20 protein-coding genes and 1 other RNA gene are annotated in these 24,407 nt (G+C 38.0%); 10 read left to right on the top strand and 11 right to left on the bottom strand.

Translation table 11 applies throughout. The features are described from left to right. Window positions 1–19: 19 nt before the first annotated feature. Window positions 20–1,048 (bottom strand): helix-turn-helix transcriptional regulator, encoded by a 1,029-nt coding sequence (locus tag L1283_RS19625; protein ID WP_286849637.1) that lies wholly within the window; start codon window positions 1,046–1,048, stop codon window positions 20–22. Between the two features lie 151 nt (window positions 1,049–1,199). Here L1283_RS19625 and rnpB point away from each other — a divergent pair. Continuing rightward, an RNA gene (gene rnpB, locus L1283_RS19630) (RNase P RNA component class A) lies at window positions 1,200–1,579 on the top strand. A gap of 67 nt (window positions 1,580–1,646) precedes the next feature. Then, entirely contained in the window at window positions 1,647–3,038 is a 1,392-nt protein-coding gene (locus L1283_RS19635) for a sigma-54-dependent transcriptional regulator (protein ID WP_088160865.1), read from the top strand. A gap of 124 nt (window positions 3,039–3,162) precedes the next feature. On the opposite strand, the gene L1283_RS19640 is transcribed toward L1283_RS19635, so the two are convergent. The 4 genes from L1283_RS19640 to L1283_RS19655 all read right to left on the bottom strand — a co-directional run bounded on the left by L1283_RS19640 (window position 3,163) and on the right by L1283_RS19655 (window position 8,219). Further along, entirely contained in the window at window positions 3,163–3,834 is a 672-nt protein-coding gene (locus L1283_RS19640; RefSeq protein ID WP_088163494.1) for an HAD family hydrolase, read from the bottom strand. Window positions 3,835–3,907: 73 nt separating this feature from the next. Beyond that, on the bottom strand, window positions 3,908–5,809 hold the full coding sequence (locus tag L1283_RS19645) for a DUF3857 domain-containing transglutaminase family protein (protein WP_286849636.1): 1,902 nt from the start codon (window positions 5,807–5,809) through the stop codon (window positions 3,908–3,910). After that, window positions 5,806–7,779: a transglutaminase domain-containing protein gene (locus tag L1283_RS19650; protein WP_286849635.1), complete on the bottom strand. Its 1,974-nt coding sequence runs from the start codon at window positions 7,777–7,779 to the stop codon at window positions 5,806–5,808. The genes L1283_RS19645 and L1283_RS19650 overlap by 4 nt, the downstream gene beginning before the upstream one ends. A 65-nt stretch (window positions 7,780–7,844) precedes the next feature. Further along, a complete protein-coding gene (locus L1283_RS19655; RefSeq protein ID WP_088160868.1) occupies window positions 7,845–8,219 on the bottom strand; it encodes a hypothetical protein in 375 nt (124 codons plus the stop codon). A gap of 476 nt (window positions 8,220–8,695) precedes the next feature. Between L1283_RS19655 and L1283_RS19660 the strand changes: the two genes are divergently transcribed. Next, a complete protein-coding gene (locus tag L1283_RS19660; protein WP_088160869.1) occupies window positions 8,696–9,220 on the top strand; it encodes a hypothetical protein in 525 nt (174 codons plus the stop codon). 103 nt (window positions 9,221–9,323) lie between these two features. Continuing rightward, complete coding sequence (locus tag L1283_RS19665; RefSeq protein WP_075994703.1) at window positions 9,324–10,223, top strand: OmpA/MotB family protein; 900 nt, start codon at window positions 9,324–9,326, stop codon at window positions 10,221–10,223. 55 nt (window positions 10,224–10,278) lie between these two features. Here the strand turns inward: L1283_RS19665 and L1283_RS19670 are convergent, their stop codons facing one another. The 3 genes from L1283_RS19670 to L1283_RS19680 form a co-directional block, all read right to left on the bottom strand. Next, the gene (locus tag L1283_RS19670) at window positions 10,279–10,911 is read right to left on the bottom strand and encodes a gluconate 2-dehydrogenase subunit 3 family protein (RefSeq protein WP_088160870.1); all 633 of its coding nucleotides are present in this window, start codon (window positions 10,909–10,911) and stop codon (window positions 10,279–10,281) included. A 4-nt stretch (window positions 10,912–10,915) separates the two neighbouring features. After that, entirely contained in the window at window positions 10,916–12,652 is a 1,737-nt protein-coding gene (locus tag L1283_RS19675) for a GMC family oxidoreductase (protein WP_088160871.1), read from the bottom strand. Between the two features lie 287 nt (window positions 12,653–12,939). Next, a complete protein-coding gene (locus L1283_RS19680) occupies window positions 12,940–14,535 on the bottom strand; it encodes an ABC-F family ATP-binding cassette domain-containing protein (RefSeq protein WP_286849634.1) in 1,596 nt (531 codons plus the stop codon). 228 nt (window positions 14,536–14,763) lie between these two features. Between L1283_RS19680 and L1283_RS19685 the strand changes: the two genes are divergently transcribed. Next, a complete protein-coding gene (locus tag L1283_RS19685; RefSeq protein WP_376747251.1) occupies window positions 14,764–16,101 on the top strand; it encodes a sigma-54-dependent transcriptional regulator in 1,338 nt (445 codons plus the stop codon). Next, window positions 16,098–17,843, top strand: coding sequence for a sensor histidine kinase (locus L1283_RS19690; protein ID WP_286849633.1), 1,746 nt, complete (start codon window positions 16,098–16,100; stop codon window positions 17,841–17,843). The genes L1283_RS19685 and L1283_RS19690 overlap by 4 nt, the downstream gene beginning before the upstream one ends. A gap of 99 nt (window positions 17,844–17,942) precedes the next feature. On the opposite strand, the gene yiaA is transcribed toward L1283_RS19690, so the two are convergent. Then, on the bottom strand, window positions 17,943–18,410 hold the full coding sequence (yiaA, locus tag L1283_RS19695; RefSeq protein WP_046675653.1) for an inner membrane protein YiaA: 468 nt from the start codon (window positions 18,408–18,410) through the stop codon (window positions 17,943–17,945). Window positions 18,411–18,551: 141 nt separating this feature from the next. Between yiaA and L1283_RS19700 the strand changes: the two genes are divergently transcribed. After that, window positions 18,552–20,054 (top strand): hypothetical protein, encoded by a 1,503-nt coding sequence (locus L1283_RS19700; protein ID WP_286849631.1) that lies wholly within the window; start codon window positions 18,552–18,554, stop codon window positions 20,052–20,054. A 16-nt stretch (window positions 20,055–20,070) separates the two neighbouring features. Here L1283_RS19700 and L1283_RS19705 read toward each other — a convergent pair whose 3' ends face one another. Both L1283_RS19705 and L1283_RS19710 read right to left on the bottom strand, forming a co-directional pair. Then, on the bottom strand, window positions 20,071–20,694 hold the full coding sequence (locus tag L1283_RS19705) for a murein L,D-transpeptidase catalytic domain-containing protein (RefSeq protein WP_248933318.1): 624 nt from the start codon (window positions 20,692–20,694) through the stop codon (window positions 20,071–20,073). A 61-nt stretch (window positions 20,695–20,755) separates the two neighbouring features. Continuing rightward, complete coding sequence (locus L1283_RS19710) at window positions 20,756–21,859, bottom strand: DUF695 domain-containing protein (RefSeq protein WP_075991789.1); 1,104 nt, start codon at window positions 21,857–21,859, stop codon at window positions 20,756–20,758. A gap of 232 nt (window positions 21,860–22,091) precedes the next feature. Between L1283_RS19710 and L1283_RS19715 the strand changes: the two genes are divergently transcribed. The 3 genes from L1283_RS19715 to L1283_RS19725 all read left to right on the top strand — a co-directional run bounded on the left by L1283_RS19715 (window position 22,092) and on the right by L1283_RS19725 (window position 24,080). After that, entirely contained in the window at window positions 22,092–22,598 is a 507-nt protein-coding gene (locus L1283_RS19715; RefSeq protein WP_088160876.1) for a BON domain-containing protein, read from the top strand. A gap of 12 nt (window positions 22,599–22,610) precedes the next feature. Continuing rightward, window positions 22,611–23,030, top strand: a complete 420-nt coding sequence (locus tag L1283_RS19720) for an SH3 domain-containing protein (protein ID WP_046675658.1) — start codon at window positions 22,611–22,613, stop codon at window positions 23,028–23,030. Between the two features lie 210 nt (window positions 23,031–23,240). Next, window positions 23,241–24,080 carry a hypothetical protein gene (locus L1283_RS19725; protein WP_075991791.1) on the top strand — a complete coding sequence of 280 codons (840 nt, stop codon included), beginning with the start codon at window positions 23,241–23,243 and terminating at the stop codon, window positions 24,078–24,080. Window positions 24,081–24,407 lie beyond the last annotated feature (327 nt).

The following is a 24,407-nucleotide window of genomic DNA, read 5'->3' on the forward strand; positions in this document are numbered from 1 at the left end:
GAGGGCTTGAATTTGACGTTTAATCGACAGATTTCTCAGCATAGAGTTGTGTGGCAGCAGCCAAGCGCTGTTTTATTCTCGCTTGCAATTTTTTTGGGGAGAGTACTTTAATGGATTCGCCAAAACCTAAAATTTCTCTTTCCAGTTCAAAGTTAAGTACAACATCGATACGAATTAAGATTGAACCATCCTCCTTTTTGTCTAAAATCTGCTGTGACGCATGTAAGGGTTTTGTTGCTACATAAGGTGCATTTTTTGCATTGACTTGCAATATCACCCGGTGCCCGCGGTCCTTTTGTGTCTTCGTTACGCCTATAGCATCCGAAAAGTAACGTTCGAAATCGACCCCTGTATATTCCCTGTATGAATTTTTGCCCATTTCCTCGATAGCATTGATCCGATCGAGCGCTAGTGTCATCAATCCTTCACTCTTTTTATGCTGACCAATTAGAAACCATCGATTACGATATTCTTTTAGGAGATAGGGCGAGAAAACGAGATCCTGTTGTTGTATTGCTTTGAACGATTGGTAGCTGATCAGGAGTGGCGTTTTTTCACGAATGGCTTGATGCAGTGGGCTGATAAAAGAAAGGCCTTTTAGCAGATTGTTGCTTTCCATTTGTATAATAGAAGGTGAATTGTCCTTTTTTGTATGGATGCTATCTTCAAGTCGTGCGACAATATCGCTCATTTCATCAAAGCTGGAGAAACCGCTCACATGCTTAAGTACCTCTACAGCCTCCTTCATTTTTTGCATGTCACCGACGGAAATCGGTGAATTGCTAATGCTATAGTCGGGATCTTCATAGGTGTAGAATTTGCGATGCAAGACGACAATAGACGCATTGTAGCCGAGCTTATTGCTACGCATGAGTTGAATATCTCCTTGTATGGTGCGTTTACTTATCCCATTTTTGATTCCTTCAAATTCATAGAGTGCATCGGAAACCTTTTCCATAAGATCTTCCAAGGTCCATTTCCGATGTCGTAAACGAAGACAATGGTCAATCGTTTTATACCGTATAAGAGCTAGTTTATTGAGTGCCATGCTTTTTTTGATAGATTGAAAATACAAAAACTTTCTTTATCTACGCAAGTTAATTGCGTAGATTTTTATGCCTGTGATGCAAAATGAATGGTCTTTTCGAAATTGAAAAGAAATTCGGGTTTATCCGAGTAAAATAGCTACTTTTGCGCAGAAGCAAACTGGTTCTATCGCTGCTCTTTTTTGGGAGGAGAGGAAAGTCCGGGCAACATAGAGCAACACGCTTCCTAACGGGAAGGCTGCTATGAAAATAGCAGACAGAAAGTGCCACAGAAAATATACCGCTTTTCGGAGTAAGGGTGAAAACGTAAGGTAAGAGCTTACGGTCTTGTATGGTGACATATATTACGGTAAACCTCGTGTGTTGAAAGACCAAATAGGTTGCGAAATTCGAAGGCTGCTCGTCTTCTTTCAATTTATTGGAATTCGTAATGGGTAGGTTGATTGAGTTTGTCAGCGATGGCAAATCTAGATAAATGATAGAAATTCCACTTCGGTGGTCTACAGAACCCGGCTTACAAGGTTTGCTTCTTTTTCGCTAATTGCCAAAAAAACCTTATATTGATTCCCGTAATTGAAAAAATAGCATAACTCTCGATTTATGAGTACAATTTTAATCATTGATGATGAGCGCGCCATCAGAAGTTCGTTGCGTGATATCTTGGAATATGAAGATTATACGATTTTAGATGTCGACAATGGCCGGGATGGATTAGATATTTTAAAAAAGGAAAAAATAGATCTTGTTCTTTGTGATATCAAGATGAATACGATGGATGGGATGGAAGTTTTGGCGGAAGCACACCAAAGCAGCCCGGACATCCCTTTTATTATGATCTCTGGACATGGTACGATTGAGACAGCTGTTGAAGCCGCGAAAAAAGGAGCATTTGACTTTTTAGAAAAACCGCTGGACCTGAATAGATTATTGATCACGGTTCGTAATGCACTGGATAAAAGTTCCCTAGTCACAGAAACCAAGGTCCTGAAACGAAAAGTTAGCAGCTCGAAAACAAAAGATATACTGGGTGAATCGGGGGCCATCAAACGTATTAAGGAAACAATTGACCGAGTTGCACCAACAGAAGCCCGTGTATTGATTACCGGGGCGAATGGCTCGGGAAAGGAATTGGTTGCACGCTGGTTACATGAAAAGTCAAATCGTGGACAAGGCCCATTGATTGAAGTGAACTGTGCCGCAATACCTTCTGAATTAATCGAATCAGAATTATTCGGGCATGAAAAAGGATCCTTCACGTCGGCTATTAAACAACGTATCGGGAAGTTTGAACAAGCTAGTGGTGGAACATTGTTCTTGGATGAGATCGGTGATATGAGCCTTTCAGCGCAAGCTAAAGTGCTAAGGGCATTACAAGAGCATAAAATCACGCGAGTGGGGGGCGACAAAGAAATTGACGTCAATGTCAGGGTAGTAGCTGCGACCAATAAGGATTTATTGAAAGAGATAGAAGATGGTAATTTCAGAATGGACTTGTATCACCGTTTATCTGTCATACTGATCCATGTGCCAGCATTAACTGATCGTGTCGATGACATTCCTTTATTGTCCACAAACTTCTGTGAAGAGATCTGTATGGAATACGGGATACCTGTAAAGGAAATTACTACTGCTGCAATGAAAGAGTTGAGTCATCTTCCTTGGACAGGTAATATTCGGGAATTGCGCAATATGATTGAACGTTTAATTATTTTGAGCGACAGGTCGATTACCGATAAAGATGTTGTTGCCTTTGCTAACCCGTCCCGCGAACCTGTGAATGGTATAGCTCATGAAAAAAGTGCAACGAATTACGGATTAGATATGGACTCCTTTGATTCGTTTCAAGATTATAAAGATCATGCGGAGAAAGAATTTATAAAATATAAATTGGAAAAAAATAATTGGAACGTCTCCAAAACGGCCGATGATCTTGATATTCAACGTAGTCACCTGTATAGTAAAATAGAGAAGTTCGGTCTAAAAAGAGATTAACCGTTTAGAGAAATTTTAGTCTAGCAGCTGTGAACGAAAATTGCAGTTCGCTCAGACAAAGTGATAAAAAAAAGAGATTCCTTAAGGAATCTCTTTTTTTTATCGTCGTCAACCCTTAACCGGGTTATACTTCTTGTGTTTTTAAAATTGCTTTTATATTGGCAACAGATATTTCTGTATAATTATTTATATAATCATTACTTGCAGGTAATTCTTCTTTTTTATGGGTTGAAAGTACGGCGACAACTTTCATTTCAGCATTTTTCGCCGCGGTAATACCCGAAAAAGAATCTTCAAAAACAATACAGCGGTCAACAGGAATTTGCAGATTTTCTGCAGATTTTAGGTAAACCTCAGGATGTGGCTTATGGAGTTTTACATCTTCGCTGCTTAGCGTGGAAGAGAATAAATGACGTATGTTCAATTCATCCAAAATTAAGTCCATATTCTCTCGGGGAGCAGATGTCGCCACAGCAAGCTTAAAACCGTTATTTTTTAATTCCGTTAGAAACTCAATTAAGCCCTTAATAGGGGCAACGTGTTCTTTATAGATCACTCTAAAAAGCTGCTCTTTTTCAAATTCAAGCGTTCGCAGTTCCTCAGGGGATATCGGACGCTGAAAGAAATGCTGCATAATGTAACTATTATGCTTACCATACATATGCTGCTCAAATTCCTCTTCTGTAGCCTGTTGTACATTGTGGTTTTTAAAAAAAGCTCTAAAAGCTTCCGCATGGAAAGGGTTGGTGTGGCTTATGACACCGTCCATGTCAAATATCGCTGCGTATTCTGTCATTGAGCTAATATACAATAATTGCCTTATTTGATCGATTTTACTCATTCATATTCTGGTAAATATTTTTTTCCGACTAGAGAAAGCTGAGATTAAAGCGTCCCTTGTCGCAGCTGCTTACCTCATTATGAAATTGGAAAAAGTCTTCATAAGTATTGGCAGGATAGCTGCCTTCAAAAAGTTCTAGTTTTCTGTAGGTGAATAGTTTATTGTCTTTTATTTCTGACCTAAATTCATACTTTCCAAATGGTTTCTCAATAATTTTCTTTTCAGGAGTTATGTTTTTGAGCATATTTTCCGGGAGGGCAATGCTAATGCTATCGATATCAGCGTAACCTCTTTCAATGAAAATATCTTCGGTTCTATTTCTACTTTCTGCAATATTGGAATGTGTGTTGAATAAATTAGGTTGGATCAAAAGTTTATTACCATTTTTCACAGCGTAGTTTTTGATAAAAATATTCAGGTTCTCCTCAATAAATGGATTTTCCTCCTTATGTTCAATATAGTTTACCTGATTGAAATTGATATTGTCTATATTATAGTATTCCGTGAGAAGCTTATTCTTATCATTATTACTGGCTAAAAGCACGTCCATATGGTTCTCATATTGGGCTCCGTAGAACTTGGTATTTAAGGTGCCCTGAATGCTTCCGTCTTCCGAAAGTTTTAGGTCGGCATAACGCAGTTGAAGATTGGTTGAATTAATATATTTCGGCGTATGCATGATAACTCCGCCATTTTCGGTACAAGCAACGACATCTCTATCGTCGGTAAAGTCGCTAAGAAAACCAAATGGAAGGTTTTGGCTCGTACATTCCAGCCAGGTCGTATCATTTTTGAATGGAATACATAAAATGACGTGATTTCCGTCCTGGGCATTTGCAAAGGTTTTGTGAAAACTTTCTTTGCGTCTGCCTGCTTCGACAATACAGTAATAGGAAGGGATATTGACGGCCGACAACATGCTTCGCATGTAATTCGCCAGTGCTTTACAATCTCCGTAGCCCAAGCGGTCAACCTCAGAAGCCGGAAATGGTTCTAAGCCTCCAATGCCAATTTGAATACTGATGTAACGTGTGTTTTTTTGTAAATAATTGTATAGAATCCTTGCTTTGTCTTTATCTGAGCTGGCGTCTTTTGTTAATGCTATAAATTTTTGTTTAGACGCTTCCGTCAAATCTTCTTTTTTGTTCAATAGTCTATTGGATACCCATTGGCCAAATTCTTTCCAATCCCCGAAATTTCCAGTCTTACCATAATAAATAAAATTTTTGGGAACGATGAGTACATTTATTCTTTTCAGGTTAGGATTGGGGCTATAAGATTCATCCTTTTTTGCAGCGATCTGTTCAGTATTCCATGTCTTACTTTCAGTCTTGTCATTTTTCTCTTCCTTGATACTTCCTTTATAGTTCGTTGTTTCAATTCGGCATTCAGTGCCAATTGGTGCAATAAATTGAAAGCTGCTTTTCTCTACGGATACATTACTTGAGACCTCAGGAGTCCAAGATGGAATGATCAAGTTTTGTTTACTTCGAACTTCGTATTGGTATTCGACGGTATAGGGATAGCTATGATAGTCAGGTACATATAATTTTACCCGAGAATCGGCAAACATCGTACTGTTGTCCACAGCGCTAATATCTTTGAAATCTTTCGTTGCAATTTTCTTTTGCAATATCCCCATTTCGTTATAGATGGCGCCCTTAAGGCTCTTGATTTCGCTAGATTTATTATAATAGACCGGAAGTGAAGCATAGCGGTCCCCATTTTTATTGTAAACTGTGATAGCACACGTTATGGTTGTGATGACCTGTTCGGGCGATTTCATTTCTACCACAGTTTTATCATTGCGTACAGTTGCTACTGCTCTGCTCTTTAATGCACTTGGAATATTGGCGACGTCGTAGTTATCTTGTCCAATTGCGAGGATCGGAAGCAGGAAGTATAGTAAGTTGATGAATACGATTTTCATTTTTTACCGATTAATTTTATGTCTAGCTTTTGTTGTTGAATAATACGTGAATACAATTCTTTGAGTGAAAAATATTCATCGACCGAAAAGATGGGTTTGTTAAACGCGAGGCTCTGTAGTATTTCAAGTTGATTGCCATTGACCTGCGTTACATATCTATATTTTGCAGTTGACTCCGGGAGTGCTAACGATGCATTCTGAGGCTTCTCAGCAATTTCATAGCGATCGGGGATTGTCAATTTGACTGAGTATAATGTTTTGGATTTAAAACCCATATCAACTGGATAAGTTCTTTCCTGTGCTTTAAATGGATTGTAGGAAATCCTGTCAATAATATTGGGCGCCAATAATAATATGTCTTGTTCCATCTGTTTGGAGACATCTACAATGACATCAAATTCCTCTATTAATAGCTGATCAATTTCTTCTAGGTTTTGGATACTTGATTTTGTTAAAGTTACATTGGGCATTTCTTCGTCCAGTTTTTCCCAGTATTCCTCCAAAGAATTGAATTTGGCAATATGTTGGCGTTTTAAAAAGGCTTTGTTACCCCTGCTACTTATGGTCAGTTTTCCCTTAATTTTAGCTTGTTCATCTAAAACTCCCTCCAATACGTAGTTTACATCGGAAGATTCTTCTACCGTAAGCGGAAACCAGTCTGAGCTCTTTTTGGAGTAGATAATTCTTCCCCGTTCATTTAGACATTGTAAAGGCAGCTCTCCAAAAGGCAAGTATGGATTGGAGGCATCTAGTTTATATTTTACGCCATCTACATCTACGCAAGCGATGACATAGTCGAAGTCAGATAATACGGGAAATAAGGCATTAGGCGTTCCGTTTCGTCGCGTTGAAAGAATAATAGGGTAGGCCTCCAGATCTGCCGCTAATAGCGCGGTTACTAGCGCTAAATTGATGTCGCCAATATTGCCAGTTCGTTTTTCCAATGCTTTTTCAATGCCAGATTCTGCATATTTGCCCAAATAGTTATTCCATTTTATTTGTTTGTTGATATAGTTATAGATCTTCTTTGCTTTTTCTAATTTACTGTCAGTAGGAGACACAATTGTTGCTAAATTGGCTTTGAATAAGTCTGTTTTTTTTAATTGACCTCCAAAAGCCTTTTCATTCATGAGGTCTGTATCTACGTCTTTCCAGGTTTTGCTAAATGTCTTCTTACTACCAGTACTCGGATAAAAGATCGATTCAAGCTCATAATAGATAGCAGATTTGAAATTGGTTGGCGAAGTCATGTAGTCCTCTTCAACAAATGCCGGAATGTTCTTCATTGTATAGGTCAATTTTGAACAATCCATTCGCAGTCCATCCAGGAAAATATATTCTTTCAATGCTTCGGCTTTTTGATCGGTAAGTTTGTACGGACCACGTAAAACTACATTGTAGGCGAAAGAAGCAGGAATAATAGCGATATATTGGCTTTGTATTTTGGGAATATCATCTTGAAATTCCCATGTTTTGAAATTAAATAAATCCTGCTCTAGTGTCCGATAGGACACTTCAATAATAGAGCCTTCTTTAATATTTGGAAGGGTAAATTTATTAAGGTCTAGATAGGCCGAGTAATTTTCCCTGAAAACTTTCTTATTTTCAAGCTCCGTTTTCTCGATCCTGCCATTTTCTAAGTTATATGTAACAGCCTTGAGTTCGTCAAAATAGTCTCGTATATAACTTCCGCGTTTATACGAGGGGATTTCAAAATTAGCTTTTTTAAACCCCTCTTTGTTATTGATGCGGATAAGTACATGGTATTCATGTTGAAGTTTTATACGATTATCATAATCATCAACAAAAACAGAACTCCGTCCAAACTCATTGAGCACGATAGCATTGGCATTACTATCCAGGTCTGTTCGTGAGAAATCCGAAATAGAAACTTTACCAAAGTCAAAAGTTTGGGCTATACTATTTGTATAAATAGAAAATATTAAAAATAGCGTTAAAAACTGGCGCATAACTATAGGTGTAATAATTCACGAATATAAGTTTTTAGCCAAAATTAAACGATACTTTAAAATAATTATTTGTCTAGTTGCAAAAGATTATTAATAATTTCGGTGATGGTATCGACATCTTCACCATCTTCCAGCATAGAGAATGCAAGATAGGTGGCGTAGATTTCAGGACTGAATTTTACATGCTTATCAGCGATAAACCGGTCGATCTGCTCTTCATTGCATTCAAAATGAATACTTTGTAGTTCGTTGAAAAGATTGGTTGAAATGGTCTGATGGTTTTCACCACAGGCAAATCCTGCAACAATATGGAATAGAAACTTATCGGTTATTTCGTCATCTTCCTTTTTGAACATCGCACGAATATGCTTATAATCGAATTTAGTTTTTGCGCTATTCACAATAGTGTCCCAAATCTGATACTCTGCTTTAGTCTCCATAGCTCGCTTTAAATTTATATTGGTATAACCAATATAGCAAAAATAATTTGATTTTTGGCAAGGATAATGAAACTTATGGACTAGCCTGAGCAGCTATAATAAGCTGACTATCTATGGATATGAAATGTATGAGGTCGCTAGGGGGTAGCTATAACTCATTTGTAGTGAATAGTTTATAATTGTAGTAGGGTGAAAACTATCTCCCCTAAAAAGCAGCCTAATATAACACCCAATAGAATTGACAAAGTTACCTTTAACCATACTGGGCTTGTTACTAAAATCGGTTTCATGGAGCAAAATTGCTTTAAAAATATACTTGAATGAAGACTTTTATCTTATTTAAAGCTAGCTGTGGCGATACAATGACATGAATTTTTGGCTTTGTGGTATGATAATTGAAAATTAATAGTTGGATTCGATTTTTTTAGTAATTTAAGTCGGAAAATGAAATTGTTGAAATAGCCTGATTTATAATTATGATAACACGAATAGTATTGACAATTGCTCTATTCACTTTAACAAAAGTTGGACTTGGCCAACAGGTGAATATTGATAAAATTCGAAAAGAATATGCGGAGGCCGTGAAGGACGAAGATCTATGTGAACATAATTTGGAGGTGCTGACAGAAGGTGCCAAATCACCGACCGAGAAAGTATACCTGGCCGCTTATCAAATACTTTTAGCGAAACATATCGGCAATCCATTTAAGAAAGTTGGGCAGTTTAAAGAGGGTAAAAAGCATTTGGAAGAAGTGATTAAGGAAAATCCAAATCATATTGAAGCACGGTTTATACGTTGGAGCGTACAGGTGCATGCGCCTTCTTTTTTGGGATATAACAATAATATCCTTGAGGATAAAAGTTTTCTTGTTAAAAATCTTTATAAATTACCCAATGAAGAGGCTAAATCAATTATTTATAATTATCTCAAAGGCGCAAATCCCTATCTTAAAGGTGGGCAGGTATTTAGCGCTACAGAGCTGAAGGAGCTAGCCCAATAGGACGTTAAAGGTTGTTAATTTGACAAGACTATGGGGTATTTTGGCTAGAATATTGCGTATCTTGCTATATGAATTAATTCAACATCTACAAAAAGAGTATATCATGAAGAATTTAGTTTTTCCAATGACTGTATTAACGGCAAGTTTGTTTGTTATCGGATGTGGTGTCAGTAAAAAGCAATATGCTGGTTTACAGTCCGACTATAGTAAATTACAAACGGAGCACAGTCAATTGACCAAACAATATCAGGATGGACAGCTTCAATTGGCTGAAGGTCGGACACGGATCAAGAGTTTAGAAGATCAGTTGGCCTCTGAACGACAAAATAATGCGGATCTCCGATCGGCTTATGCTGCTTTGCAGAAATCGCTCGATAACAGTATTAATCAGAATTCACAGGGAAATATCAATATTTCCAAGTTGGTTGATGAAATTAACGCTTCAAATAAATATATTAAGCATCTCGTTGAGACGAAAAACAAATCCGATTCCTTGAATCTGGTATTGACCAATAATTTGACAAGATCGCTTAGCCGTGAGGAATTGCAGGAAGTTGATGTACAGGTATTAAAAGGGGTAGTTTATATCTCACTTGCTGATAATATGCTTTACAAATCCGGTAGCTATGAAATTAATGATAGAGCCGATCAGACATTAAGTAAAATTGCGAAAATTATCCAGGATTACAGAGATTATGAAGTATTGATTGAAGGTAATACCGATACCGATCCAATTTCTAAACCTAATATTCGGAATAACTGGGATTTAAGTACCTTACGGGCTTCTTCTGTGGTACAAGCTTTACAAAATAAATATGGTGTGGATCCTAAACGCTTAACTGCAGGTGGTAGGGGCGAATATAATCCAATTGCAGATAATACGACCGCGCTAGGTAAGCAACGGAATAGAAGAACGCAGATTATTATCACTCCTAAATTGGATCAATTTATGGAGTTGATTGATAAAGCTCCGGAAGCTACTGAGGTACCATCGGCACAATAGATTTTAATGCGGTAAATAAAAAAATCCTTTCCGTTTTCGGAAAGGATTTTTTTTATTATCCAAAGAATTTAGTCGGGTCAAAACCATGCTCTTTCAACACATCATCTGGTACGCCATTCCAGACTCCAGGTTTATTTCCGGCATAGCCGATATCTTTCACACCCATTTCACTTGTGTAAAATCCTGAGGAAGTCAGATTGCGCATCAATGAAAAGAAGGCGGCACCTTGTTTCATTTCCGGTTTTGCCAAATCAGGGTAGGCAATATCATCCACTAATGCAAGTTGATCTTTTGCGCCGCATTTGATAAATACTGTTCCGTAACGCTTTTTGGATTGGAGGTCGAGCCAACGAAGCCCGCCACGCATAGGGATTTTATTATCAGGCAAATCTTTTACGATAAATTCGATGAAATCGGGTACTCCCGCCTCAGAAGCACTTCCTGAAATATTATCCTTAGGAATAATAATATCTGCCAAAACAGTGATTGTAGCCATTTCATGTTCGTCAAAAAACTTTTCGGCATATAATTGTTCCGTGCGTTCGTATTCAAAATCCTGGACTCCAGGTAACTTTTTGCTATTGTCAGCTACCGCATTTTTAGCATCTTTTGAATTGCAAGCTGCGGTTAGAAGACCAGATCCAGCTGCAATTAATCCTAATGCTCTTAAAGATTCTCTTCTATTCATGCTTTTAACCGTTTAATTTTTTCTTTTCTTGAAGTATATATTCTGCTGTCCGCATTGATAAAGCGAGTATTGTCCAGGTCAGATTTTTGTCACCTTGTTGTACAAATGGTCCCGCATCCACGACGTAGAGATTCTTACAATCGTGCGCTTGTCCCCATTTGTTCAAAACGGAGGTTTTAGGGTCATTTCCCATTCTTGTGGTACCACCTTCATGAATAATTTTTCCGGGAGCTTCCAGGCCATATAATGTATCTGCTCCTGGTATTTTAGAAGTAATTACAGCGCCCATTTCGTGCATAATAGACTGAAATGTCTCTTGCATATGTTTGGCTTGTGCTATTTCTTCATTCGCCCATTTGTAGTTGAAACGTAGCACAGGAATTCCGAATTTGTCGACTTTATCCGGGTCAATTTCACAGTAATTGTCTTTTCTTGCCAATGCCGTTCCCCGGCCTGCCATACCTACATTTGCACCATAATAGCTACGGAAATCTTCTTTTAATGCAGTACCATAACCGCCTTTGGCTTTTGACTTCCCATCCGAATTTTTTGCCAGGTCATTTACTTTCGGTACCCAATTCAAAAATCCATAAGAGGGCATATGTAAACCACCACCATATTCGATGTGGTAACCTCTTGGGAAACTCAACTTGGCATTATCTTCCCACCATGGTGAATAAATATGGACACTTCCAACGCCATCTTCATTATAACGCTTCCGGTCAAGTAGTTGTGGTAAAAATCCAGATAAACTGGCCCCTGTAGAATCGTGGAGATATTTTCCAACTAAACCGCTGCTATTACCAACACCCCCAGGATGCGATTTTGATTTGGAATTTAACATGATCCGCGCGCTTTCACAGGCACTAGCACCCAAAATAACGGTTTTCCCTTTAACGGTATATTCCTGCAGATCCTTGGTGTTTACATAAGAAACACCAACTGCAATTCCTTCATCATTTGTAATGACTTCCCTTACCATTGCATTGTCTATCACCTTTAGGTTACCTGTTTTCATCGCTGGAATAACCAGACAAGATGAAGACGAAAAGTCCCCATAAACTTTACATGCACGGCCACATTGGCCACAGTAGAAACAGGTACCTCGATCTTTAATATCTTTTGATACTTCGGTTAGCACGGCTCCTCTTCCGGGAATCACTGGAACTCCAGCTTTTTTGGCACCTTTTGCAATATATAATTCGTTTAAGCGTGGCTTAGGTGGTTTCATAAAAATACCATCGGGTTCGTTATGAATACCTTCTGCTGTGCCATATATTCCGATCATTCGATCTACACGGTCATAAAATGGTTTAACTTCTTCATAAGTGATAGGCCACTCGTCTGTTACTCCATCCTTTGGCTTGAAATCGTCAGGTCCCATACGCAATGAAATTCGACCCCAGTGGTTGGTTCTGCCGCCCAGCATACGTGCTCTGAACCATTCAAATTCAGTTCCCGCTACCTTGCTGTAGGGTTCACCTTCGATTTGCCAGCCACCGAAGGCTGCATCAAAATCCCCGAATGGCCTTGTGGTACCGGCACCTCTTCTTGGAGATTCCCAAGGCCAGCGTAGTTGTAACGAATCTTTTGCTGGGTCATAAAAAGGACCTGCTTCCAGCATCAATACTTTAAGCCCCGCATGTGCAAGTATATAACCTGCCATACCACCACCTGCGCCGGAACCAACTACGATGGCGTCAAATAATTCGGGATTTTCTTTAATTTGATAATCTGACATAATTAAATGAAGTAATTAATTGAGAGGCCTGTGCGATACATTTGCCCTAAGGCTGCAACGTAAATGAGAAGGTTCAATTAATTTAATGGTTATTGTTTCATGTTTAAAATCATCGTGAATATATCGATAAAAATTCTTTTTTTTTAATTTAATTTATCGATTTAGCAGATTTTAAATAAAGAATATGGGATTGTTACAAAAAATACCGTGTTTTATTAAAATTTTATGGAGGGCAGTCATTGAATACTGCGTTTATTCCGTTGCAACGAAATAAACGCAGTTGTCATTTATAGGTCTTTTAGTTTGATGACTTTGTTGATATGGATTTCCTGTAGAAAGACCTCATCATGTGAAATGACGAGTAGCGTACCTTTATAAAGCTGAATCGCTCGGGTTAGCATCCGGATATTTTGAAGATCTAAATTGTTTGTTGGTTCATCAAGAATAATTAAATCTGGAGACTGTTGCTGAATGGTGAGGCAACATAATATCAGACGCATTTTTTCACCACCGCTCAATAGTTGGCAGGGTTTGTTCCAATCGTCTTTTCCAAATAAGAACCGATTGAGCCTAATTTTGATCTCATGTTCAGGTAGTGCGTCGCTATTGAATTGCTGGGCCTGCTCGTAAATACTTAGATGCGAAGACAAAATGGAGTATGTTTGATCTAAATAGATCGCACGAAATGATTGACGTTCAATTTTTCCTTGTACAGGTGTCAATTGGCCGAGTAGAAGTCTGACCAATGTCGTTTTACCAGATCCATTCTGTCCTTGTAGTGCGATACGATCTCCACTGAATAATTGAAAGTTGATATTAGCTGGCCAGAGTCCTTGCGAGTCATACTTGAAATTGACATTTTCGACTTTGACCATACTCTTTCCGGTTGGAAAGGCACTGTTTCCTAAATCTATTTTAATCTCATCCAGTGCAGATTGTGAACCTCGGAGTTCCTGTAGATCGGATTTGATATCTCCAATTTTGTCCTGATGCACACTTTTTATTTTGGCGGTACTTTTTTCAGCATTGTTGCGCAGAGTATTCATCATAATGCGCGCCACACCTGCCTTTTCCTGTTTTTTTTGACCGCGGTTGTTTAATCTATTTTGGCGTTCGATTGTTTCTCTTTCTTTCTCCTTTGCAATTTTGATCGCCCTTTCCTTGTGGTGAATATCTTGTTGTAACGCATGGCGCTCGGTCTCTTTTTGAGTTTCATAAAAGGCATAATTGCCCCCATACCGCTTGATACCTTTTGAGGTCATTTCGGCCATGTCATCCAATAAATTAAGTAAGGTTCTATCGTGGCTGACAATAATCACTGTGTTTTTGCTTGATTGAATCCAATCGTATAGTAGTGTTTTGCTATCCATATCCAAATGGTTGCTGGGTTCATCAAGAAGAATAAGTTCGGATCGGTGAATGTGGATTCCGGCCAATAAGACTTTTGTTTTTTGTCCACCACTAAGGGACGACATCTGCTGTGTCAACTGGATATCGGGCAGATCCCATTGCTCGAAAGCTTCTTGGCAGCATTCCTCCAAGGTCCAATCATCTTGAAGTCTATTGAAATTTTCTTCAGACGCATCGCCAGCTAATATGGCGTGGAGTGCATTTAATTTTTTGGCAATGCCAAGTGCTTCGGCGACTGTCTTATCCTCAAATTGTCCCACAACTTGAGGGACATAATAGGTGCTGGTATTGACTTGTACGCTGCCACTGGAAGGTGATAGTTCTTTGGCAATCAGTCGCAATAAAGTTGATTTACCGACACCATTGTGGCCGATGAGCGCTATTTTCTCTTGCGCATTGATGTGTAGATTTATGTTCCCAAACAATAAATCTTTATTCGGATGTATATAAGAAAGTTGTTGTAATGAAAGCATGTTGAAATTCTTTAAATGTTAGAAAAGACCATTTGGACAGGTATTGTCAATGGATGGTATTTATTTCGTTCTAAAGAATTTTAATCTTACATGCAGTTTTAAGGATGTTGAGAGAAGCAAATATAGCGTTTTTATTTTGATGACGGGAAAGTTTTTGAGGAATAGTCAAATTGTTTATTTTTCTACTATTTGCTTCGGACAAATTGTACTTTTGAAAAAACGAATATTGTGAATAGAGTTCTCCTTATAGATGACGAAGAGAAACTTCGGAAATTGATGGCCAAAATTATTAGCCTGGAAGGTTTTGATGTGATTGAAGCTGCTGATATTAAATCGGGGTTGAAAAAGCTTGAAGTCAGTGATGTGGACGTTGTACTTTGTGATGTCAAACTGCCTGACGGTAATGGGGTAGAAACGGCCAAATTAATTAAAGAACGGTATCCAATTGTAGAGATTATTCTATTGACAGCATACGGGAATATCCCGGACGGTGTTCGGGCGATAAAAAATGGTGCTTTTGAATATATTACCAAAGGAGATGACAATAATCGTATTATCCCACTGCTTTATAAAGCCAGTGAAAAGGTTGCATTGGCACGAAGGGTACAACAGTTAGAAAAGCGATTGGGAGATAAACTTTCTTTCGATAAGATTATTGGAAAATCTAGTGCAATAAAGGCTGCCATTGGCATGGCACAAAAAGTTGCCGTTACAAATACAACGGTCTTGCTAACAGGCGAGACTGGTACCGGTAAGGAGGTTTTTGCACAGGCAATCCATCAGGCGAGTTCCAGGAGAGCGCGTAGTTTTGTGGCCATTAACTGTGCCGCATTTACAAAAGACCTGCTGGAAAACGAGCTGTTTGGTCATAAATCCGGTGCCTTTACCGGTGCTACTAAAGATCAGCGGGGTTTGTTTGAAGAAGCACATTTGGGTACTATTTTTCTGGATGAAGTCGGGGAGATGGCCTTGGAACTTCAGGCCAAAATTCTTCGCGTTTTGGAAACGGGCGAGTTTTTAAAAGTTGGGGACTCCAAACCAATGAAAGTGGACGTACGTATCATAGCCGCGACCAACAGAAATCTCGAAACCGAAATTGCATCTGACCATTTCAGGAGTGATCTATTTTATAGGTTGTCTGTTTTCACGATTGAATTGCCGCCACTGCGTGAGCGTATTGAAGATATAGCGACTTTGGCACAATACTACGCTGATATCTTTGCTTTAAAATCCAACTTGAAACCTTTGCGGATGACACCTGAGTTTGTGCAGGCATTGGAAACTAACCTATGGCGGGGAAATATCCGTGAACTGAAAAATGTGATTGAACGCAGTGTGATTTTGAGTGAGGGTGGCATATTAGGTGTTGAGGGGCTTCCTTTCGGTGAACGTGAGTATAGAGAAGGGGCAAGCGTCTTATCAAACTTTTCAATGTCCAATATGGAGAGGCAACATATACAACGTGTATTGAAACATACGAATGGAAATAAAGCTGAAGCTGCTCGATTGTTAGAAATCGGCATAGCTACCTTATATCGAAAAATTGAAGAATATAAAATCCAATGAAACTTAAAGCAAAGCTGACATTTGGGGTAGGATTTTTATTTTTTATGATCTTACTGCTTGCAATAGTGAGTGGGTATTATGTTTATCGATTAAAAAAAGATACCAATAATATTTTAGTCGACAATTATAATACGCTGCATTATTCCAGAAATATGCTGTTGGCCTTGGAGGATCTTCATACGAATGAGAAGGGCATTGCGCAATTTGAACATAATTTAAGCCTCCAAAAGCGCAATGTAACTGAGCCTGGAGAACGAGCGGTGACCGAACGTATAGATCATCACTTTTTGAGTTTAGCGAAACAGCTGAAAGATTCTACAATTGCTGCTGACTTACACAAAGATATATTTCAGCTAATGTATCTTAATATGCAGGCAATTGAAAACAAAAATAATATCGCCAATGCAACAGCTGAAAAAGCTATTTTGGCGATCTCCATTGTAGGTGCGATCTGTTTTATGATTGCGTTTGTATTACTTGTCAATCTCCCCCTAGCCATTGCTGGTCCAATTGTACAATTAACCGATAGTATTAAACAGATTGCTGCTGGGAACTATAAAAGGAGACTTCATTTTAAGCGAAAGGATGAATTTGGAGAAGTGGCGCAATCGTTCAATACAATGGCTCAAAAACTCGAGGAATATACGGAAAGTAAATTGGGTAAGATCTTGCAGCATAAAAAGAGAATTGAAGCGCTTATTGATAATATGCATGATGCCGTTATAGGGATAGATGAGGAAAAAAGAGTGCTTTTTGCAAATGAACCCGCTTGTTTGCTCTCGGGGTTAAAACACGCAGAATTTGAAGGGCAAAAATTAGTGGAAATAGCTTCTTCCAATGATTTGATTCATAAGCTTCTCGATAGGATCGACGCTTTAAACCAGCAATCCGAACATCTGGGATTGGTTCAGATCTTTGCCTATGGAAAAGATAACTACTTTGAACTGGAGGTTATCGACATTAATGTTGTACCAACGGGAGAGGAGAGTTCGCAGTTTATTGGACAATTTATTTTGTTGAAGAACGTGACAAGTTTTAAGGAACGTGATGTCGCAAAAACAAATTTTATTGGAACGGTATCTCATGAACTGAAGACTCCAATCGCATCAATACGCATGGGGATCCAATTGCTCGAGAATAAGCGGATTGGAGCGTTGAATGAAGAACAAAAAGACTTGCTTGAAGGAATTGCTGATGATACAGAGCGACTTCTGAAAATTACGGGAGAACTTTTGGATATTGCACAAGTGGAGAGTGGTACCATTCAGATGAAGCTGAATCCGGCGACAATCGGACCGATTATAGATTATGCCCTGTTAGCCAATCGTTCAATGCTTGACCAAAAGAAAATTCGACTACAGGTTGAACTGGAAGAGGAACTGCCGATGGTTTTTATTGATAACGAGAAGACCGCATGGGTATTGACGAATCTACTGTCCAATGCAATTCGTTATTCCGATGAAGGGGGGGCGATTTGTCTTGCTGTCAAAAGAGTGGGCGCCAGGGTGCTTTTGCGTGTTGAAGATCAGGGGCAAGGAATCCCGGTACAATATTTAGCGAAGATTTTTGATCGGTATTTCCGTGTTCCGGGGGGTACAAAGGAAGGAACAGGCTTGGGGTTAAGCATAAGCAAGGAATTTATCGAAAGCATGGGGGGAGAGATTGATGTGCAAAGTGTTTTTGGTACTGGAAGTGCATTTTTCGTTTACCTTCCTATTGCACCGCTTAAACAATCCACTTAAAAAAAGGAAGAGCTCCATGAGAAGCTCTTCCTTTTTTGCTTTACGAGAGATTGAAAGATCCTGCAGCTTGCTACGCAGAGGCTGCAGGATCGGCACCCGCTAAAGTTTTATTTCATTGTCATCGATAAGTTTTGCATCACGTGTATTTTTTTGTACTGCGATAGCTGAAAAAATACTCAATGAGAAGGACATTGCATAGAATCCTTTTTCACTTAACAGCAGATCCGCGTTCCATAGGCCTACAGTTAATAGCACGACCGCAGCAATTGTTGCAAACCAGCTTAAACCATAGTACAATTCGGTAACAGCTAGTCCTTCTGCTTTATCTCTTACACTTTTTTGAACGGAGATAACCGCAAATAGCGCAAATAGTAAAATTGTAAAATAATACCCTTTTTCATTTAATGCCATTGTTGCATTCCATAAACCTACACAATAGCCAACGGTACCAACCAATAATGCAGTCCAGGAGGCTCCGATAAATGCTCCTGTTGGTTTAAATGGGTTTCTTTTGTCTAAATTTCTTTCAGCCTTTTTTTCTTCAATCATGTTTTTTAGCGGTTCCATAATTTTCTTGTTTTAGTTTTAATTTGTTGTTGTTTTATGATTCAAATATCGATAGGAACTAATTATTTTAAAACTTGAATTTATAAGAATACTGACGATATAATTTTGTTTAATATATTTGTTTAATTCTAAATTTAAGCTATGGCGGACGCGATATCGGATCTACTATTATTATTGAATAAAGATGATATTAGGGATTTTAGAACCTTTTTGAAACAAAAGAATAAGCGAAATGATGTGAAAAATATCAAGTTACTTGAGATTATAGAAACTGATGATATAAATAAGCTAAAAAAGTTATATGATCCCATTAAAAACCGGGATGCTTATCACGCATTGAGGAAAAGGCTTCATGATAGTCTTTTGTTTTTTCTTTCAAATAAGGTTTTTGAACGAGACAACAGTGAAGCCCACGAAGCGTTGAGATTATTTGTTGTGGGTCGTTTTCTATTGGAAAGTCAGTTCATTAAGATTGGATTCAAATGCCTTCAACGGGCTGAGGACAAGGCTCTTGTTCTGGATCAGTTTAGTTTGCTGAACGAAATCTTGCAAATCAGACTACAATATGCACATTTAGATTTGAATGTCAATTTGGAATTGCTTATCGATCGTTTTACCGAAAATCAGCAAAAACTGCAGCAAGAAGCAAAATTTCAGATTGCTTATGCGCTATTGCGCTCAGCATTGCAGGATATTCATTTGAAAGCAAAAATAATTGATATCAATAAGTTGATTTTGAGTGTGCTGAGTAAATACAGTATTTCTTTGGATGATCTCTTATCATTTAAATCACTCTATCAACTTCTGTATATTGCAAATGAGTATGCCGCAATACATCAAAACTATACACTGGTTCGTTCTTTTTTAAAAACAGCAGATAATTTTTTGATGAAGTACGATGAACAATCAGCGCATCAGCTATTTTACTATCTTCATATTTTGTATTATCTGGCCAATTTTAATTTGAGGAACGGATTCTTTAATGAGAGCATCGGGTATTTAGAACGCTTGAATGAAGTTTTATCTCAAGGAAATACGGTTTTTCGAGTCCAGTTTCAGCTGCGGTGCCATTTGTTGATGGCATTGAATTTCCATTACCTTGGCGATGGAGTAAAAGGTCTTTCCGTGTTAAGGGCAGGGATTAAACAAGCCTCACCAAAATCAAGTGAGGTTGATCTTGCGGATCTACAGTTGTGTTTGGTGATGTTTTTAACGCAATTTGAAGATAAAACAGCATTGATTGAACTTCGACAGTTGATTCGAACAGATGCTTGGTACGAGAAGAAAATGGGCATGTTGTGGACGATTCGGAAGAGTCTGCTTGAAATTCTGATCCATATTCAATTCGATCACATCGATTTGGCAACCTTGAAATTAAAAAACTTTGTCGGTAGGTATAAAAAATACTTGCTGAATGTCAAGGAAAACAGAGTGATTGATTTTGCCAAATTGGTAGAGAAATATCTTTTAAATCCAGCAGTTATTCAAGGGAAATCCTTTCGGGCAGCTGTTCAAACTATGGCGGAGGACAAAGAAAATAAAGATTTATTTATTATGGGATTTATTGCTTGGTTGAAAGCTCTTAGTGTATCTCAAAGTCCGTATCAGGTTTTATTGAATTTGATCAAAGAAGATAGCCGGTGATCAATAATGAAGGTGATCAATAATAAATATGTAAGACGATTTGTTTCTTTGAAGAGTCAATCAAGTTCTGTAGTCTTTTGTAGAATTCGACGTTTACCATAGGACAGCCTTCACTGAGACATACTGGATCTACTTGTTCATCGTAAGGCATGCGGTCATATTTGTGTAGAACGATGTTTCTAGCATATGCATTGCTATTGGAGCTATCTAAGCCATATAATTTATATGCTTTTCCAAATTTACCGTTATACGAGCTGCCGATAGCGTAACTACCTAGCGATGTCGCATGAGAGTTATCCGTATTACTAAATTGCAAAAGATTCTTTTTTCCGGTTTCGGAGCCGGATCCATGTGCCACTAGCCCTTGATCTAGAATCCGATCTGTTTTTAGATCTACGACAAAAAAACGATTTCTTCCCGAGGGTCTTTTCATATCCAAGAGAAAGGATATGTCACTATTATACTTTTTGTTGTTTATGATGCGTTTTTTTACGTTCTTTATTGCCATCGTATAGCGAAAGGCGTCTGAAGGAGTATTTTCTTCCTTATCAACAACGGCTAAAAGCGTGTTTTTTTGAATGGTTTTGTATGTGATAAGGCCAATTCCAAGGATAATAACCAAAAGAATGATTTTATTCATGTAAATAAAGCATATTTTATAAAGTACTTTTATTGAAACTTATGTCTGCTGTTCGAGAGACCTATTCTATTTGTTTATAAAATCGTTCGAAGGTTTTCCAGTATTTATCTTTGTAGATGCTATAATCAATTTGGAGATTGTCCCTGTATTCTTCGATTAATCGATCAATCGTGCGTGAGGCTTTTCGGAATTCTGTACAAGCCAAGTAAATTTCCCTGAGGTTATCGGCAGTTTCTCTTCCGATATTAAGAAATCCAATATCATTTGGAAGACTGTCCATTAATTCTTCTTCAAATTTATCCATTAAATCGTAAGTCTCCTGATCGGGCATGCCATTGGTTGCTGTTCCGTCATAATTAATCTTTAATGTAACTATCCAAGGGTGAGAAGCTTTTCCGTCCCAGTCTAATAACGTCGTATTGATGATAGCAAAGATAGGTAAGTCGTTCTCCAGGATACCCTCAAAAGCAGTGTATGTGTCATCTGCGGCCCGGTGCCTAACGTCGGTATATTTTTCCACAAATTCCTTTTCCCGCCAGATCAAATAGTCTTTTAATTTAAGTAGAGGAATAAGCTCTTCTGTTGCAAGCTCTTTTGAGGTTACATTCAAGTTGTCTATGGCTATGATCGAGTTCAATTCACCAATGTAATTGTCGAGAAATATTTCTATCCCATGGGAAATATTGGCTTTGTTCTCTTCCGTAAAATCGGGGTGAACAATAACGATATCGACTTCATCCGGATGGTATTTGTGTTGAATGGGGTAAAAAAACATATCCTTGATGTCAAAAGTAAATCCATACATCGTGATTTTGAATTTTTCCATATCCGCAATAGCGGGTTTTAATGCAGTAAATTTCCAATGCGCTAATGCTGGAGCAGAAGCAATCAGATGCTCCACGAACGCAACGTTTTTGATGACACCATCTGGGGTAACTACAAGTTCTGCAGTGTCATCATCGTACATTCCCGTTAAGAAATAAAGTTCCTTGCGAAGAGCATCGATCTTCGGCGAAAGTTTGCTGAAAAAATTCTGATCAATTTGTTCTCCAGTCTTGACGATTTGAAAAAATGCGTGTTCGTTTTTTGTAAACCAATCCCAAAAATCCGCTATACTGTCCTTTTTATTTTCTTTTTTACCAAAAATATTGTTCAAAAATCCCATAATTAATAGCTGTTTGATTGAATCATCAAAGTGCGTATCTGTTACTTAAAGCGTTTTTATAACCACAGAGGATTAAATGATCCGAATGAAACAATCATGAATACCTCTGTTCCTAAATTTAATTATATAATTATAATCCGGCAAGGGAATTTAAGTTTAAAAATAATTGGACAAACAATTGCGTATGGAGTTTGTTAGGATTATTGTTGAATTATAAATTAAAATTGGTCTTATGAAATTTAGCAAATTAACATTTTGTCTATTGGCAACTACAGTTGTGCTTTCCTTTACGGCTTGCAAATCAGGCTTATCTGATGAGAAGTTGGAAGAAAAGATCGAAAATGCACTTACCGGTCGTAAAACCGTGGACGTCGACGTTAAAAAAGGGGAAGTTATCTTAAGTGGCACGGTTGCTTCCGAAGAAGAAAAGCAACAAGTGGAGTCTATTGCTAAAACAGCAGGCGATAAGGACATCAAGTCTATTCAAAACAATATTATCGTTAGCGCCCCAGTGTCGTCGACTCCAGCTCCTATTGAGGTATCCAATAATGATGCGGTGCTTGGAGCAGCAGTGAATACGTTTATGAAGGATTTTCCTACGGTACAGGCAAGTGTAAAGGATGGTGTGATCGCTGTTACAGGTACTTTGGAGCAGCCTAAGATAATCACCTTAAAACAAGGTTTGGATAACTTAAATCCAAAAAAAGTGGATCTAAGCGGTATTGTTGTCAAAAAATAAAATAGTGAAATTATGTCATTGCAGGAAAAATATAAGGTTCTTTTAGATACGGCACAATCTTCAGGTGTAAATGACCTGAACTACGCCGAAATGGATGGAGTATTGCAAATTCGTGGTACAGCACCAACAGCAGATGTGAAAAATAAGCTCTGGGAAATCTACGGTAATATAGATCCTAATTTCCAAACCGGAGATGTGGTGTTAAATGTAGATGTGGCTACGGAAGTGCCCGGAAGCCAGGTGAAAGTTATAACAGAAAATAGCAATTTGAACATTAGAAAAGGCCCTGGTACAGACCAGCCTATCGTCGGAAAAGCAGCTAAAGGAGAAATCATCACATTGATTAGTAAGGCTAATGATCAATGGTGGTTGGTCAGAACCAAAGATAATGAAGAAGGGTATTGTTATGCACAATATTTAGAGTCTGTTTAGTTCTCGAATGTTCTCGCATGATGGGTACAAGTACCAATTGGCTTTGAAAAAAGGGGAGTTATGCATAAATAACTCCCCTTTTTTCATTTCACGATTAAGCTTGTCTGTTCTGTAATATGGAGGTACTACAGCATCTATCGTATTGGGGAATTATTTGGAAAATCAACCGTATTTTAATTTTTGGTGTAATAATTGTATTACTATGACATTATGTCGAAATCACGTTTTATCATATCATTATGCTTGTGTTTAGCTGTTCAGTTGGGAGTTGCGCAAGAGTATGTTCGCTTGGACAAAGATCGTTATCAATTGCATTTGTCGGAATATCCAAAAGATACAATCCGGGTACTTGAAAAAGGTAAAGAAACGAAGTTGAAACAGGGTAAATATATTCTGCAAAAGAATCAATTTATGGGACTTTCCAATGCATTTATTACGATTAATCAGGATGGCATCGTTGATGGTGATTTTAAAATTGAAAAAGATGGGCGTACCGGTGATGTTATCGTAAGACATGGTGTATTGCAGCAAATGACTGTGAAATCTGCTGCATTGCCAGACTTTCAATATACCATAACGGATAGTTCAAGTGTGCAGCGCAATTTTAAGAATGGGAAAATCAGTCAGGAAAAAACGGTATTCTACCGAGCTGCAAATAGTGGTAAAAAAGTGACAAAAGTCTTCTTTGATAATTACTATACGGTTGAGAATGATTTTGACCATACCCGAGCTGACTACCGATTAGACAATACCTTAATGTACAGCGCCAAATTGAATTGTGGTGGGCAGATACAGGAATCAAAGTCATTTGATGCCAATGGTCAATTACTAAAACATACCTATCGGAAAGCTAAAATTGATTACACTGATCTGTATCAGAATAATAATCTCGTTGAGCGGAAATATAACCTTAATAACTGCTTTTACCATGAGTATTTTAAGAATTCATTGTTAGTGCAAAAGGTCGTGGAGAAAAAGGATAAAGGGAATACAGAAAAGTATGTTTATAATGGAGCCGGAAAATTGATAAATAAAAATACCGGCGGATAATTTAAAAATGCATCTTGAATCAAGTATGGATGCCAATATTTTTGCATTTTAAAAATATAGCACTACCTTTGTCAAGCAATGAAGAAAATGAACAACATATTACGTCTTCCATTTTTCTTTAATTATTATCGCCCGATAATCGTTCGGGACCCCTATGCCTATTAAATTAAGAAATTCAAATTATTATTTATAGCTAAGCCCGAACATAACGTTCGGGCTTTTTTTATTTTATATAACATCATGTTAAAAGAGTTAGAAGAAAATATCGAAATTATTTTACCGAAGGAGGGGCTTGCATCGAAGTTGAAGGAGTCTGAAGAAAAGAAC

The sequence above is a fragment of the Sphingobacterium sp. HSC-15S19 genome, from assembly GCF_050433745.1.
Taxonomy (GTDB): Bacteria; Bacteroidota; Bacteroidia; order Sphingobacteriales; family Sphingobacteriaceae; genus Sphingobacterium; species Sphingobacterium siyangense.

Excerpts from the sequence above, each read along its gene's own strand:
- L1283_RS19725 (WP_075991791.1), top strand. The coding sequence starts at position 23,241 with ATGTCGAAATCACGTTTTATCATATCATTATGCTTGTGTTTAGCTGTT.
- L1283_RS19660 (WP_088160869.1), top strand. The coding sequence starts at position 8,696 with ATGATAACACGAATAGTATTGACAATTGCTCTATTCACTTTAACAAAA.
- L1283_RS19665 (WP_075994703.1), top strand. The coding sequence starts at position 9,324 with ATGAAGAATTTAGTTTTTCCAATGACTGTATTAACGGCAAGTTTGTTT.
- L1283_RS19635 (WP_088160865.1), top strand. The coding sequence starts at position 1,647 with ATGAGTACAATTTTAATCATTGATGATGAGCGCGCCATCAGAAGTTCG.
- L1283_RS19720 (WP_046675658.1), top strand. The coding sequence starts at position 22,611 with ATGTCATTGCAGGAAAAATATAAGGTTCTTTTAGATACGGCACAATCT.
- L1283_RS19690 (WP_286849633.1), top strand. The coding sequence starts at position 16,098 with ATGAAACTTAAAGCAAAGCTGACATTTGGGGTAGGATTTTTATTTTTT.
- yiaA (WP_046675653.1), bottom strand. The coding sequence starts at position 18,410 with ATGGAACCGCTAAAAAACATGATTGAAGAAAAAAAGGCTGAAAGAAAT.
- L1283_RS19650 (WP_286849635.1), bottom strand. The coding sequence starts at position 7,779 with ATGCGCCAGTTTTTAACGCTATTTTTAATATTTTCTATTTATACAAAT.
- L1283_RS19700 (WP_286849631.1), top strand. The coding sequence starts at position 18,552 with ATGGCGGACGCGATATCGGATCTACTATTATTATTGAATAAAGATGAT.
- L1283_RS19680 (WP_286849634.1), bottom strand. The coding sequence starts at position 14,535 with ATGCTTTCATTACAACAACTTTCTTATATACATCCGAATAAAGATTTA.
- L1283_RS19670 (WP_088160870.1), bottom strand. The coding sequence starts at position 10,911 with ATGAATAGAAGAGAATCTTTAAGAGCATTAGGATTAATTGCAGCTGGA.
- L1283_RS19710 (WP_075991789.1), bottom strand. The coding sequence starts at position 21,859 with ATGGGATTTTTGAACAATATTTTTGGTAAAAAAGAAAATAAAAAGGAC.
- L1283_RS19705 (WP_248933318.1), bottom strand. The coding sequence starts at position 20,694 with ATGAATAAAATCATTCTTTTGGTTATTATCCTTGGAATTGGCCTTATC.
- L1283_RS19625 (WP_286849637.1), bottom strand. The coding sequence starts at position 1,048 with ATGGCACTCAATAAACTAGCTCTTATACGGTATAAAACGATTGACCAT.
- L1283_RS19640 (WP_088163494.1), bottom strand. The coding sequence starts at position 3,834 with ATGACAGAATACGCAGCGATATTTGACATGGACGGTGTCATAAGCCAC.
- L1283_RS19715 (WP_088160876.1), top strand. The coding sequence starts at position 22,092 with ATGAAATTTAGCAAATTAACATTTTGTCTATTGGCAACTACAGTTGTG.
- L1283_RS19655 (WP_088160868.1), bottom strand. The coding sequence starts at position 8,219 with ATGGAGACTAAAGCAGAGTATCAGATTTGGGACACTATTGTGAATAGC.
- L1283_RS19675 (WP_088160871.1), bottom strand. The coding sequence starts at position 12,652 with ATGTCAGATTATCAAATTAAAGAAAATCCCGAATTATTTGACGCCATC.
- L1283_RS19645 (WP_286849636.1), bottom strand. The coding sequence starts at position 5,809 with ATGAAAATCGTATTCATCAACTTACTATACTTCCTGCTTCCGATCCTC.